A 13,016-nucleotide genomic window follows, 5' to 3' on the forward strand; every position below is an offset into this window, starting at 1 on the left:
ACGCCACGCGGGCTGGTCGACCAGCCCGGCCACCAGCGCCGGGTTCTCGGCGAGGCCGACCAGCGGCCTGGCCGGCGACGTCACGCCGCGCGGTAGTGGCCGGTGAGCCGACCGAGCTTCATGGCCAGGTGCAGGCACAGCCGTTCGTTGCCGTCCTTGAGGTCGGTCCCGGCGAGCTGTTCCACCCGTTGCAGCCGGTAGTAGAGGGTGGTCCGGTGCAGCCGGAGCTTCTCGGCGGTGGCGTGCGCGTTACCCGCCAGGTCGAGGTAGGCCTCCAGGGTCTCCAGCAGCACCTGGTGGGCATCGTCGCGCAGCAGCCGCTCCAACCCGGGATGGACACCGGCGACGTCGAGGTGCTGACTGTCCAGTTGCGACAGCACCCGGTAGATGCCCAGGCCGGCCCAGGAGACCACCCGGCCCAGCGCGGGCAGTTGCGTACCGACCCGGGCCGCCTGCGCGGCCTCCTGGTAGGACTCGACCGCGCTGGACAATCCGGCGCGGGGCTGGCCGATCCCGGTGACGGTCCGGGCCACCGAGGCCAGACCCCGCGTCGCGGTGCCCAACGCCTCGTCGAGGTGCCCGGCGGAGACTTCCGGCGAGGGGCGGCCGGCGACCCGGTCGCCGCAGACCAGCAGCACCCCGTGGTCGTGCCAGACGAGGTGCAGCGTCTCCCGTACCCCGATCCACCGGCGGGTGGTGACCAGGGCCTGCTCCAGCGCGATCCGGGCCACCTCGTCGGGCTGCCGCCCACCGGCGGGCACGAGCTGGGCGACGAGCGCCACGGTCGACCCGTCGGCGGCCACCACACCCTCCTCCAGCAGCGCCCGCGCCGCGTGCTCGCGCGCCTGCCGGCTCTCCACCAGCAGGGTACGGGTGGCCTCGGTCTCCCGCTGCGAGACGAGCTCACCGAGCAGGTTCTCCCGGTACAGGGCCAGCGACAGGTCGGTGAAGGGGCCGGTCGCGGTGGCGATGTCGGCGTCGGTCATCGAACCGTCCGCGTCGATGAACCAGACGAACCCGAGCAGCAGATCGTCGTGCCGGATCGGCACGCAAACCCTCGCCAGCAGGTCCAGCTCGGCGCACGCGGGGGTACGGACCGGCGTGTACGCCGTGAGCACGCCCCTGTCTCGGAACCAGGCGATCACCTCCGGCGTCGTCTGCCGGCGCAGGATCGACGTCCGGCGGACGTCGTCCATCGGGCCGTCGTGCTCGCTGTAGGCGACCACCCGCTGTCGGCGGTCCTCGATGAGGGCGGGTCGCCCCACCCGGGCGGCGACGGCGTCGACGATTCGCTGGAGCTCACCGTGCATATAACTCCCATGGTTGCGCTGCGTGACAGGGATCGCGCGACCGCCAGTCCTTACCCTCCGGTGCGGGTGGGTCATCACGCAAGGTCCACTGTCGAAGTCACGACAAAAAGACGGGCGGCAGCGCGACTGTTCCGGCATCTGTCCGAAGACCGGGGCCGACAGCCGTTCCTAGGGTTCCGGTACGGACCGCACCAGCGGCGCCGCGCACGGCGCGGGTGGGGATGTCAGGCGGTGCCGGCGGGGAGGGGATTGCCGAGTGGGAACTGGTAGGCCCTGGCGGGGCGTGCTGGTCGCCATCACCACGCCGTTTCGCGCCGACCTGTCGGTCGACTTCGATCAGCTCCAGGAACACGTCCGGTGGCTCGCCGCCGAGGGGTGCCACGGGGTGGCTCCGTGCGCGTCGATGGGAGAGTACCGGGCCCTCTCCGACGACGAGCGGGCCGCCGTGGTGAGGGCGACGGTGCAGGCCGCGCCGTCCGGCTGCGCGGTGGTGCCCGGCGTCGGCGGCTACGGCAGCAGGCAGGCCCGCCGCTGGGCGGAGCAGGCCGCCGAGGCCGGCGCCCACGGCGTGCTCGCGCGGCCACCCGACGGGCCCACCGCCCGCGCCGCCGACGTGGTCGCCCACTACCGGGAGGTGGCGGCGGTCGGCCTGCCGGTGGTCGCCCACAACGACCCGTACGACACCCGGCTGGACCTCACGCCGGACCTGCTGGCGACCGTCGCCGAGATCGACGGGATCGTCGCGGTCAAGGAGGTCACCGGCGACGTACGCAGGTTGCATCGCCTGCGGGACCTCTGCCCGCACGTCGACGTGCTGGTCGGCGCCGACGACGTGGTGCTCGAACTGGTGATGTGCGGCGCCACGGGATGGGTCGCCACCGTGGCCAACGCGCTGCCCCGCCAGGCCGTGCGCCTGTACGAGTTGTGCGTCGACCGTGACCTGGGCCGGGCGCTGCCGCTCTACGCCGAGCTGCACCCGATCCTCGGCTGGGCCTCGCGGCCGGAAGCCGTGCAGGCTGTCAAGCTCGCCATGGAGTGCGCCGGGCGGTTCGGCGGGCGGTGCCGCCCACCGCGTGGACCCCTGTCCGGGACTGCCGCCAACCGGGTGCGCCGGGACGTGCTGCGCGCCCTCACCGCGACGGCCGAACCGGCTTCCGGGGCCGGCCCTGGCTGATCCGCCGGTGGGCGCCGGTCCTTCAGGTGTCGGAAGTCGCCGGCCCACCTGGCCGACATCTGCACGGTGACCGGCACCGGCCCGCCCTCCTAGATTCGCTGCGCGGCCTGCTGACAAACGTTCCGCGACACCCCCACCGGGACGCCGGCGCCGCGTTTCCTCCGACGAGAGGTGGTTCCGTGCACCGTGCTACCCCCCATCGAACCCGGCTGAGGCGGGCCGTGCTGGCCGCAGCCGTGGTGACCACGCTCGTGGCGACCGGGGCGGCGCAGGCCGCCGCGGCCCCGGCCAACCCGGCCGGCGGCACCGCGCCGTTCCAGGTCCTCGACCCGCAGGCCTGGCAGAACCCGGACACGATGACCTGGAACGACTACCAGGCCGTGCCTGGCAAGAACTGGGCGGACCCGAGCGTGTCCGGCTCGGTCCGCAACTTCAAGATCGCCCTGGTGGCGCTGGACTATCCCGACGAGACGTTCGCGGTCTCCCAGCGGGCCCGCTCGACGGTCTTCGGCAACCCCCAGTCCGTCGCGGCCAACATCCCCCGGGCGGACGTGCCGACGTTCTACCAGGATTTCCTGAACACCCCGAACACCCTCAACAAGGGCCACACCCTGCACGAGTACTGGATGCAGGACTCCAACGGCCGCTACGGCGTTGACCTCACCGGATTCGGGCCGTACCAGATGCCGGCCAAGTCCTACCAGTACGGGCTGGACAACGGGTTCAACCCGGGCGCCTGCCCGAGCGGGGACGTGTGCGGCAAGAACATCCGTACCGACGGCCTGGGCGCCTGGCGGGCGGCCGTCGGCGAGGAGGTCGCCAACCAGTACGAGTTGGTGTTCATCCTCAGTGCCGGCCAGGACGAGTCGTCGACCTGGCAGGAGTTCGGGCAGATGATCTTCCAGAACAAGGAGGACGTGCCGGACGCCTGGGGCCCGCCGGACCCCAACCTGCCGAACTGGGCGAAAACCCGCTACGTGGACTGGACCTCGTGGAAGGCCGCGGCGACACTGTGGCCGAACGCCGGCGGCGGTTCCTCGACGCAGGGGGAGAGTTCCGGCATGGGCGTCTACGCCCACGAGTTGACCCATCTGCTGGGCATCGGCGACAACTACAACAACCCGTACGGCGAGCCGCTGCGCAGGGCGTACACCGGAATCTGGAGCATGATGTCGCGCGGGTCGTTCAACGGCCCGGGCGGTCCGCACACCCGTTGGCAGATCCCGCCGACCAACGGCGGCTCGATGGGCTCGCTGCACACCGTGCGGGACAAGCTCAAGATCGGCCTGCTCGGTGAGGAGCACGTGCTGCGGCTGTCGCGGGAGTCGCTGGCCTCCTCGGGCCTGGTGGTCGCGCAGGTCACGGCTCGGGCGGTCGACGCCGGCCCGAAGGGTCTGAGTGGCGTGAACATCGCACTGAACAAGGACCTGTCGCCGGCGTGTGGTGTCAGCACCGACCCGTTGTGCGACGGTGGCAGCTTCAACAACTACACCGTCGAGGTCGTCGACCGGATGGGCGCGGACTCCTTCACCCCGGACAGCGGGGTGCTGCTGAGCAAGACGAAGAACGCCGACAGCGCGCCGTTCCAGTGGGTGGTGGACGCCAACCCGCAGGACATCGACATGATCGACTTCTACCGGCCCGACGGCACCCCGCAGAAGATCACCATGGGTGACTACCGGCAGCTCTCCGACGCGCTGTTCCACGCCGGCGCGGACACCGGCAGCCAGTACGAGTACGTCGACGAGGCCAACCGGCTGCACTTCTACATCATCGACCTCAAGCGGGACTCGGCCGGTTCGCTCTCCTACACCGTGGCGGTGCGGTCGCTCGACGGCACCGGCGGGCCGAGCAGCCACGACGTGCTGCTGGGCAAGGGCGAGGTGACCGGCGGCGGCAAGCCGACCAACCGCGGCGTGACCTGCTCGTTCGAGCTGACCAACACCGGTTCGTACTCGGCCGGCGGGCAGCAGCACCCGGAGAACGTCAGCGCGTACCTGAAGTCGGACGTCTACCGCCTGTCGGCGGAGGTGGCCGGCAAGGGCTGGCGGACCTGGCTGCCCAACCAGCTCGCCACCGCGCAGTTCGGCAGGGCCACCACGGTCAAGGTGTCGGTGGGTGCCACCGCCGCGGCCGCGGACACCGGTTTCGTGAAGCTCACCGCGACCTCGGAGAGCGACCCGACGAAGACGGTGACCAAGCAATGCCGGGTCGAGAAGTCCTGACCGACGCCCGAGGATGACCCCGTTCCTGCTCGGTCCGCGGCGGCAGGCCGCCGCGGACCGAGCAGGCGGGCGGAAGGAGGATGACGTGCGGCGAAGCATCATGACTGTGCTGCCCCTACTGCTGGCCGGCGCGACCGGCTGCGGCGCCGTCGGCGCCGCCCAGGAGGCGGTTTCCCCGACGACCGTCCGGGTCCTGGTTCGCGACATCAACATCCGGGCCGCGGGCGTGGACTGCGCCGGCACCGGCCCCTACCAGCACTTCCACAACCGGGCGCCGTTCCGCGTGCTCGACCCGGACGGGGCGGCGCTGGCCAGCGGGCAGCTGCCGGCGGGGACCGCGGTGGCCGCCTTCGCCGAGGATCTGGGCGTCGAGCGCCTGCCCACCTACTGCGAGTTCGCCGTCGGAGTGCACGTGCCGCAGCGGGCCTCCTACCGGTTGGAGGTGGACGGCCGGCCGGCGCTCGACCTGACGCCGGACAGCAGCGAGGGCCCGGCGCTGGTGGCGGTGGTCCCGTCATGAGGCGGGCACTCCTGCCGCTGTTGCTGGCGGCGGCGCTGCTGGGCGGATGCAGCACGCCCGAGCCCGAGCCCGCGCTGGCGCCCGCCGGAGGTGCGGCGGCGCTGCCCGGGCCGGTCCCCGCCGACCTGGCGTTGCGCCCGGCGCCCGGCACCGCCCCGGCCGCCCCGGCGTTCACCGGCGCGCTGACCGACGGCACCCCGTTCGCCGCCGCCGAGGTGTGGGCGCAGCGTCCCGTCGTGTTCACCTTCTTCAGCTCCTGGTGCACCACCTGCGCCAGCCAGCAGGCCGCCCTCAGTGAGCTCGCCCGCGCCTACCGGGATCGGGTGGTCTTCGTCGGCGTGGCCGGCGCGGACCAGGCCGACGAGGTCCAGGATTACCTCCGCGCTCACCGTGTGGAGTACCCGGTCGTCCTGGACGACCAGCAGACGATCTGGCGTTCGTACGCGGTGCGGGAGCCGCCGACCGTCGTGCTGGTGGCCAAGGGTGGTGCCCTGCTCCGCGGCTGGCCGGGTGGCCTGGACGCCCCGACACTCGACCAGCGGCTGCGGGAGCTGGTGCTGGCCGGCCAGCCGTAGTCCCGTCGCCCGCACCCCGTCGAACCACACCCGGCGAAGTTCCTACACGTGCAGGTGGTGACAGCGGCCACCGGCTCGTAGCGTACGCAGCCTCGGACACATCAAGGAGACTGCATGCCTACAGTGGGAACGCGCTGGCGCACAGGGGTGGCCGTACTGTCCGCGACTGTGCTCGCCGCCCTCGGCGCGGCGCCGCAGGCGCAGGCGGCGGACGGCCCGCCGTCGATCGTCGTCCAGGACGGCGTCACCCAGCCGGTGTTCGGCTACGCCGACGCCATCCGGGAGCGCCTCTTCATCGACTCCACCTTCGACAGCGACAACGACGGTCTGCGCGACATCATCGCGTTCGACCTGATGCGGCCGGCGGCCACCGCGCAGGGGCTCAAGGCCCCCGTGGTGATGGACGCCAGCCCCTACTACTCGACGGTCTGCCGGGGCAACGAGTCCGAGTGCAAGGCGGACCTCGACGGCGACGGGCTGCTGGACAAGTGGCCGCTGTTCTACGACAACTACTTCGTGCCGCGCGGCTACGCGGTCATCCTGCTGGACATGGTCGGCACCAACAACTCCACCGGTTGCCCGACCACCAACGCCAACCAGGACAACCTGAGCGCCAAGCAGGCCATCAACTGGCTCAACGGCCGGGCCACCGCCCGTAACGCCGCCGGTGAGGTCGTCACGGCCGACTGGCACAACGGCAAGACGGGGATGATCGGAAAGTCGTACGACGGCTCGCTGGCCATGGCCACGGCGGTGACCGGCGTGAAGGGCCTGACCACGGTCGTGCCCATCAGCGGACCGACCGAGTACTACGACTACGTGCGCAGCAACGGCGTGGTCACCCGCGGCAACAGCTACGTGGCGTCGCTGGCCAACACGGTCACCAACCCCGAGCGCCGGGAGTACTGCAAGCCGGTGCGCGACGCGATAGGCGCCGCCGACGGCGACGAGCACGGCGACTACACGGCCTTCTGGAACGAGCGCAGCTACGTCAAGAAGGTCCCCAACGTCACCGCCAGCGTGCTGCTCTACCACGGCCTCAACGACGACAACGTCCGGCCGGACCACTTCAGCAAGTTCTGGTACGCCCTGGCGGAGAACAACGTGCCGCGCAAGCTGTGGCTGTCGCAGGAGGGCCACGTCGACCCGTTCGACTCGCGCCGCGCGGTGTGGGTGTCGACGCTGCACCGGTGGTTCGACTTCTGGTTGCAGGACGTCGCCAACGGCATCATGGATGAGCCGCGGGTGGACCTGGAGCGGTCCGCCGACGTGTGGGAGACCCACGCCGACTGGCCGATCCCCGGCAAGGCCGACACGGAGGTGTTCCTCCAGCCCGGCACCACCGGCGCGGGCGGTCTCGGGCTGGTGCCCACCGCGAAGCCGGCGACCGGGGCGTTGCAGGACAGCCGTACGCAGAGTCAGAACACCATGATCCTCAACCCGGACGTGGTGCAGCCCAACCGGCTGGCCTTCCTCTCCGCGCCACTCTCCGCGCCGCTGCACATCTCCGGCACCCCCACCGTGCAACTGCGGGCCTCGGCCGACCAGACCGACACCAATCTCGGGGCGATCCTGGTCGACTACGGCACCGACGAGCGGGTCGCGCACCGGGCCTCCGGCGAGGGAATCATCACCCTGACCACGGAGGACTGCTGGGGCCAGAGCAGCCCGACCGACGACGGCTGCTACAAGCAGACGACGAAGCGGGTCGCCACGGCAGACTACGAGCTGGTCACCAAGGGCATCATGGACGCCCAGAACCGGCAGTCGATCCGCGTCGCCGTGCCGCTGGTGGCGGGGGAGTCGTACAACTTCAGCTTCCCGCTGCTGCCGGAGGACTATGTCTTCAAGCCCGGCCACCGGATCGGCGTGATCATCGTGGCCAGCTACCCGCAGTACTCCAGCCAGGCGGACACCACCGCCGCGAACCTGCGGGTCGCGTTGAAGAGCAGCAACATCGTCCTGCCCGTGGTCGGCGGCACCGCCGCCGCGCACGCCGCCGGCCTCTGACCGGCTGATCTGCGGGCTGCCCCGGGGCGGCCCAGCACCGGGGCGGCCCGGCGATCAACCCTCCGCGGAGGGTCATCGATCGCCGGGCCGTCCCGCTGCCGGCCTGAGTACCCAACTGGTCTCAGGGGTGCCGAAGCCGCCGCGGGTGCGCGATGCCGGCCCGACGAGTACGGGGTGACCGGCGACCAGGAAAACCCCGTACGCTGGCCTGGTGATCGACTTTCGCGCGGCGGTGGAGGCACGCGATCCCGATGCCATCACGGCGGCCCTGGCCGACGATGTGGTTTTTCGCAGCCCGGTGGCGTTCAAGCCGTATCCGGGCAAGGCGATCACCGCGGCGATCCTGCGCGGCGTGCTGCGGGTGTTCGAGGACTTCCGGTACGTCCGTGAGCTGAGCGGTGACGGCGGCCGCGATCACGCGCTGGTGTTCGAGGCGCGGGTGGGTGACGTCGCCGTCGAAGGTTGCGACTTCCTGCACCTGGACGAGAACGGCCTGATCGATGAGTTCACGGTCATGGTTCGCCCGCTGTCCGCCGCGCAGGCCCTGGCCGCCGCGATGGCCGCCCAGTTCGAGCAGATCCAGCGGGAGGCCGCCGCCGGCTGATGCCCGATCTCACCTGAGGACGCTGGTTGGGGTTTCGCCCCCGGGGCGTGAGGGGTGAGAGGTCGGCACCGTCAGCCGGGTGTGCCGAACGGCCCGACGGCCCCTCGCCGTGCTTGGCGAGGGGCCGCCGGTACCTTCGTTTCAGTTGCCGCTCAGCAGCGGCCGAGATCTTCCCACTGTTGGGTCCAGCCCGGCTCGGAGCCCTGCGTCCAGTACCGTGCCCGCCACAGGTGCTTGCCGTCGCCCGACGGCGGACCGCTCGGGTCGCCGTGCCTGCTCTTCTCGTGCTTCACCGTTTGGCCACCGGTGTAGGCCGTGCCGAAGGCCCACTCCGGCGCGGTCGAACAGTTGCCGGCTGGCGGCGGCGTGGTGGGCGGGGTCGTCGGCGGCGTGGTCGGTGGGTTCGTCGGGTTGGAGCAGGCGCCCGTCGTGGCGACCGTGTCCGCGAACGTGCTGCCCGCCGTCCGGTACGCCGCCGTCTTCGACGTCACCTGCGCCGGGGTCAGGACCTGGTTCTTCGCGAACAACACCCAGTCGACCTGCTGGATGTAGGTGCTCAGCCCACCGGTGTGGGCGGCCGTGTCGATGAACCAGAGGTTCCAGTTGATCGTCATGGTCTGCCGCGGGTAGAACTTGCCCGAGTGGTCGCCCACCTGGACGCCGTCGATGTAGTAGATGACGTGTCCGTTCGCGACCGTCGCCACCAGGTCGTGCCAGCCGTTGAGACTGCTGCGCTGTTCCGAGTGCATGTTGTCCGCGTACCAGGGGTCGTTGCGGTAGGTGTACCAGGTGGTCTGGTAGTTGATCGGGCCGGTCTCGCCCCACCCGCCGTTGGGCAGGTACTCGGAGATGTCCAGCTCGCTGTAGGTCGGGTCGAGGTCGCCGTTCAACGGGCTGATCGTGAAGAACGTCTGGTTGATGTGGTCGCCGTCGTTCCCACTGGTGGGGGTGTCGGTGAAGCGCACCCGGCTGGCGTAGGTGCCCTCGAGGTAGCGCTTCTGGGTGCTGTAGAGCTCCGCCTGGTTGGTGCCGGCGCCGGTGCCGTCGGTCGAGGCGGTGAGCTGCATGACCTTCTGGCCGCTGACGGTGGGGAAGGTGATGCTGGTCGGCGACCAGGTCGCCCCGGGCACGCCTGGACCGCCGGAGTAGCTGCGCGGGGTCCAGCCGTGCGCGGTCAGGGAGCTGTCGCTCGACGATGTGTAGGAGAAGTCGTCGAACAGGTAGCCGCATTCGGCGGCGGAGGCGCTCGGCGCGCTGCTGAAGACTGCCAGCGTGCCGAGCAGGGCCGCTACTCCCGCGAACCCTATCGATCTACGTTTGTCGATGGACATGAGTCGGGTCCTCCGATGGGTGGGGGTGGAAAGGGGACCTACTTGACCGCGCCAGCGGTCATACCGGCGCGGATGTGCCGTTGGAACGCGACGTAGGCGACGAGCACCGGCAGCATGGCGATGGTCAAACCGGCGAACAGGCCGCTCCAGTCGCTGCGATACCCCTGGCTGACCGACAGGGCGGCCAGACCCTGCGCCAGGACGTACCGGTCCGGGTCGGGATTGAGAACCAGTGGCAGCAGGTACTGGTTCCAGAGCCCGAGGAAATTGAAGATGCCGACCGCCACCAGGCCCGGTCGGGCCATCGGCAGCATCACGCGGAAGAACACCCCGCCGTGCGAGCAACCGTCGATGAATGCCGCCTCCGCCACCTCGCTCGGCAGCGTGCGGAAGAACGCGTGCAGGAAGAAGACCGTGAAGGGTACGGCGTACGCCGCGTAGACCAGGATCAGACCGCGGTACGTGCCCAGCAGGCCCAACTGCTGCACGACGAAGAACAACGGCACCAGCGCCAGGAACACCGGGAAGAACATCGCCGCGACGAAGGTGTAGTAGATGAACCGGTTGCCGCGGAACTCGTAGCGCGCCAGGGCATAGGCGACCAGTGAGCCCAACAGCATGGTCAGCATGAGTGCGCCACCCACGACGAGGACGCTGTTGAGGAAGTAGCGGCCGATGCTGGCCTCGGTCCACGCCCGGGACCAGTTGTCGAACTGTGGTGCGGCGGGCAACGACCACGGTTCGTTGAGGATCTCGTCGTCGGTCTTGAAGGAACTGACCACCGCCCAGAGCAGCGGAAGCGCGGTGACGACGGCCCAGGCCAGCATGGCGAGGTGCACCGGGAAGGCGGCTCCGGGGCGCCGGACGCGACGTACCGGCTCGGGCCGGGCAGGGGCCGCCGTCGCTCGCTCACGTGTCACGGTCATGCCAGCTCCAGCCTCTCCCTGCGGCCCGACCGCAGCGCCAGCACGGCGAGGGTCAGCGTGGCGAAGAACAGGGCGACTCCCATGGCTGAGGCGTAGCCGAACTTCCCGTACTGGAAGGCGTTGCGGTAGAGCGACAGCCCGATCACCTCGGTCGCGCCGTCCGGTCCGCCGGGCCCGACGGTCATCACCTGGACGACGGCGAAGGCGTCCAGTGCCGCTATGCCGAGATACACGAACGCGACGTGCACGTTCTCTCGTACCAGCGGAAACGTCACCGTGCGGAAGGTCGCCCAGCCGCCCGCGCCGTCGAGCAACGCCGCTTCGAACAGTTCCCGCGGAATGCTGTCGATCGCCGCGCTGAACAGCACCACGTAGAAGCCCACCGACGACCAGACCAGGACCGCCATCACCGCGATCAGCGCCAGGGACGGCGACGCGAGCCAACTCCGGGTCAAGCCGTCCAGGCCGGCCGACCGCAGCGCCCCGTTCAGCAGCCCGTTGTTCGGGTTGTAGACGAACCCCCACAACACCGCGATGACCACCAGAGACAACAACTGCGGAAAGAAATAAACGATCTGGTACGCGCCGGAGCCCGCGATCCCCCGTCGTCCACCGCGACCACCGAGCTGCATCATGCTTGCCAGGAACAACCCGATGCCGATGGTCACCAGTGGCACCACGACCAGCATCACCGCGTTGTTCCGCACTGCGTGCAGGAAGAGGGAGTCGCCGCCGAGGCGGGCGTAGTTGCCCGCCCCGACGAAACGGGCCTCGCCGGCGACGCCGGTCCAGTCGGTCAGCGACAGGTAGAAGGCCTGCGCGTACGGCGACAGCACGAACACGGCGTGCAGCACCAGCGCGGGCACCAGCGCGCCGGCCAGAAACCGCCACCGACCGTGTCTCATCAGCGGGTGTACTTCTTCACCGTGGAGTCCTTGGCCAACCCGTCGGCCGCCTTCTGGATCCGGTCCGACCACTGGGTGGCGGTGATCCGCCTGTTCACCAGCTCGCCGGTGGCGTCGTCGACAGCCTTGGCCAGCGGGGCGTACCAGGTCCGGAAGCGGTAGGTGAAGGTCTCGGTGCCGGCCGCCCGGACCACGTCGCGCACCGAGCCGAGGCCGCTGCTCAGCGTGAGACCGTCGGTGGCTCCGGCCACGGCGGGCAGGGTCCCGGCGGTCTCGGCGAACGCCTTCGCCGACTGCTTGGAGAACAGGATCCGTAGGTACTCCATACCGCCGGCGGGATTCTTGGCTTTCGCCGGCACCAGGAACGATTCGCTGCTGGCCGCCTGCACCGCCGTCTGCTTCAGGGCGTCCGCCGTCGTCCGCGACGGCACCGGGCCCATCACCATGTCGAAGTTCGCCGGCGTGATGCCCTTCTGCTCGCTCTCCAGCCAGGAACCGCAGGGGATGAACGCGGCCTTGCCCTGCGACCAGGCCGCCTGCGCCTCGGTGTGGGACAGCGCCTCGGAGCCGGACATGAGGTAGCCCTTGCCGGCCAACTCGGCGAAGGCCTCGGCCGCGCCGATCAGCCCCGGCGCCTTCCACGCGTTCGGCTCCAGGTTGTCCACGGCCTTGACCAGCGCCGGTCCGCCGGTCTTGGCGGCCATGCTGAGCAGCGGGTCGTTGATGTACTCCGGGTACTTGCCCTGGTAGGTCCAGGGCGCGATGCCGGCCGCCTTGATGGTCGCGCAGAGCGTGAGCATGTCGTCCCAGGTCGTCGGGAAGGTCCAGCCCTTCGCCGCGAAGAGCGGCTTGGAATACCAGAGACCCCAGACGGTGTAGGTGAAGTTGAGCGTCAGCGGCACCGTGTCGAACGTGCCGTCGTCGACCACACCGGGCAGCAACGTGTCGCGCACCGTCCTGCCCGGGTCGTCGAAGGCGGGAGCGTCGAGCAGCTCGCTGAGATCACTGACCTGCTCGGCGGAGACCAGCGTCGCGATGTCGAGGCGGCTGGCACCGGTGTTGTCCACGACGTCCGGCGGGGTGTTCGCGACGAATCGAGGCTGCAACGCCTCACCGATCTTCTGGATGCCCTGATGGTCGATCTTCGCGCCCGCGTACTTCTGGCTGTAGAGCGTCTCGGCGCGCTTGGCGTACTCGTCGCCGTACCCACCCTTGAAGATCACGACCTCGAGCGGCGCGTCGGCCTTGACGCCCAGCGGGTTGTCGGCGCTCTTGGCGCCGGTGTTTCCGGCGGCTCGATCCTGGTTCTCGTTGCCACTGGTCACGCAGGCGCTGAGCAGGGGCAGCGTGACACCGGCGGTCACCGCCGCGCGCAGCACGGTTCGTCTCGTGGGGTACGGTCCGGACAGGGGTGAACGGTTCATCAGCTGGGCCTT

General features: G+C 70.2%; 11 protein-coding genes. 6 read left to right on the forward strand and 5 right to left on the reverse strand.

What is annotated here, in order from left to right; translation table 11 throughout:
- Nucleotides 1-80 precede the first annotated feature (80 nt).
- Nucleotides 81-1,310: a PucR family transcriptional regulator gene (locus AC5L30_RS11295; RefSeq protein WP_494866984.1), complete on the reverse strand. Its 1,230-nt coding sequence runs from the start codon at nucleotides 1,308-1,310 to the stop codon at nucleotides 81-83.
- 256 nt (nucleotides 1,311-1,566) lie between these two features.
- On the opposite strand from AC5L30_RS11295, the gene AC5L30_RS11300 reads away from it, so the two are divergent.
- The 6 genes from AC5L30_RS11300 (at nucleotide 1,567) to AC5L30_RS11325 (ending at nucleotide 8,418) form a co-directional block, all read left to right on the forward strand.
- Nucleotides 1,567-2,484, forward strand: a complete 918-nt coding sequence (locus tag AC5L30_RS11300; RefSeq protein WP_494866986.1) for a dihydrodipicolinate synthase family protein — start codon at nucleotides 1,567-1,569, stop codon at nucleotides 2,482-2,484.
- A gap of 179 nt (nucleotides 2,485-2,663) precedes the next feature.
- Nucleotides 2,664-4,709, forward strand: a complete 2,046-nt coding sequence (locus AC5L30_RS11305; protein ID WP_494866988.1) for a M6 family metalloprotease domain-containing protein — start codon at nucleotides 2,664-2,666, stop codon at nucleotides 4,707-4,709.
- Nucleotides 4,710-4,794: 85 nt separating this feature from the next.
- Nucleotides 4,795-5,229 (forward strand): hypothetical protein, encoded by a 435-nt coding sequence (locus AC5L30_RS11310; protein WP_494866989.1) that lies wholly within the window; start codon nucleotides 4,795-4,797, stop codon nucleotides 5,227-5,229.
- Nucleotides 5,226-5,804: a TlpA family protein disulfide reductase gene (locus tag AC5L30_RS11315; protein ID WP_494866990.1), complete on the forward strand. Its 579-nt coding sequence runs from the start codon at nucleotides 5,226-5,228 to the stop codon at nucleotides 5,802-5,804. Before AC5L30_RS11310 ends, AC5L30_RS11315 begins: the two co-directional genes overlap by 4 nt.
- 114 nt (nucleotides 5,805-5,918) lie before the next feature.
- Nucleotides 5,919-7,814, forward strand: coding sequence for a CocE/NonD family hydrolase (locus AC5L30_RS11320; RefSeq protein WP_494866992.1), 1,896 nt, complete (start codon nucleotides 5,919-5,921; stop codon nucleotides 7,812-7,814).
- Nucleotides 7,815-8,025: 211 nt separating this feature from the next.
- Nucleotides 8,026-8,418, forward strand: coding sequence for a nuclear transport factor 2 family protein (locus AC5L30_RS11325; protein ID WP_494866994.1), 393 nt, complete (start codon nucleotides 8,026-8,028; stop codon nucleotides 8,416-8,418).
- Between the two features lie 152 nt (nucleotides 8,419-8,570).
- Here AC5L30_RS11325 and AC5L30_RS11330 read toward each other — a convergent pair whose 3' ends face one another.
- From AC5L30_RS11330 to ngcE, 4 genes are read right to left on the reverse strand one after another with little or no spacing between them, the layout of a single operon-like run.
- A complete protein-coding gene (locus AC5L30_RS11330) occupies nucleotides 8,571-9,749 on the reverse strand; it encodes a glycosyl hydrolase (protein WP_494866996.1) in 1,179 nt (392 codons plus the stop codon).
- 38 nt (nucleotides 9,750-9,787) lie between these two features.
- Nucleotides 9,788-10,675 (reverse strand): carbohydrate ABC transporter permease, encoded by an 888-nt coding sequence (locus AC5L30_RS11335; protein ID WP_494866998.1) that lies wholly within the window; start codon nucleotides 10,673-10,675, stop codon nucleotides 9,788-9,790.
- On the reverse strand, nucleotides 10,672-11,580 hold the full coding sequence (locus AC5L30_RS11340) for a carbohydrate ABC transporter permease (protein ID WP_494866999.1): 909 nt from the start codon (nucleotides 11,578-11,580) through the stop codon (nucleotides 10,672-10,674). The genes AC5L30_RS11335 and AC5L30_RS11340 overlap by 4 nt, the downstream gene beginning before the upstream one ends.
- A complete protein-coding gene (gene ngcE, locus AC5L30_RS11345) occupies nucleotides 11,580-13,004 on the reverse strand; it encodes an N-acetylglucosamine/diacetylchitobiose ABC transporter substrate-binding protein (RefSeq protein WP_494867000.1) in 1,425 nt (474 codons plus the stop codon). Before ngcE ends, AC5L30_RS11340 begins: the two co-directional genes overlap by 1 nt.
- Between the last annotated feature and the right edge of the window lie 12 nt (nucleotides 13,005-13,016).

The organism is Micromonospora sp. BQ32, assembly GCF_059358895.1.

Coding starts and splice junctions, on each gene's coding strand:
- AC5L30_RS11335 (WP_494866998.1), bottom strand. CDS start 10,675: ATGACCGTGACACGTGAGCGAGCGACGGCGGCCCCTGCCCGGCCCGAG.
- AC5L30_RS11295 (WP_494866984.1), bottom strand. CDS start 1,310: ATGCACGGTGAGCTCCAGCGAATCGTCGACGCCGTCGCCGCCCGGGTG.
- AC5L30_RS11320 (WP_494866992.1), top strand. CDS start 5,919: ATGCCTACAGTGGGAACGCGCTGGCGCACAGGGGTGGCCGTACTGTCC.
- ngcE (WP_494867000.1), bottom strand. CDS start 13,004: ATGAACCGTTCACCCCTGTCCGGACCGTACCCCACGAGACGAACCGTG.
- AC5L30_RS11315 (WP_494866990.1), top strand. CDS start 5,226: ATGAGGCGGGCACTCCTGCCGCTGTTGCTGGCGGCGGCGCTGCTGGGC.
- AC5L30_RS11330 (WP_494866996.1), bottom strand. CDS start 9,749: ATGTCCATCGACAAACGTAGATCGATAGGGTTCGCGGGAGTAGCGGCC.
- AC5L30_RS11340 (WP_494866999.1), bottom strand. CDS start 11,580: ATGAGACACGGTCGGTGGCGGTTTCTGGCCGGCGCGCTGGTGCCCGCG.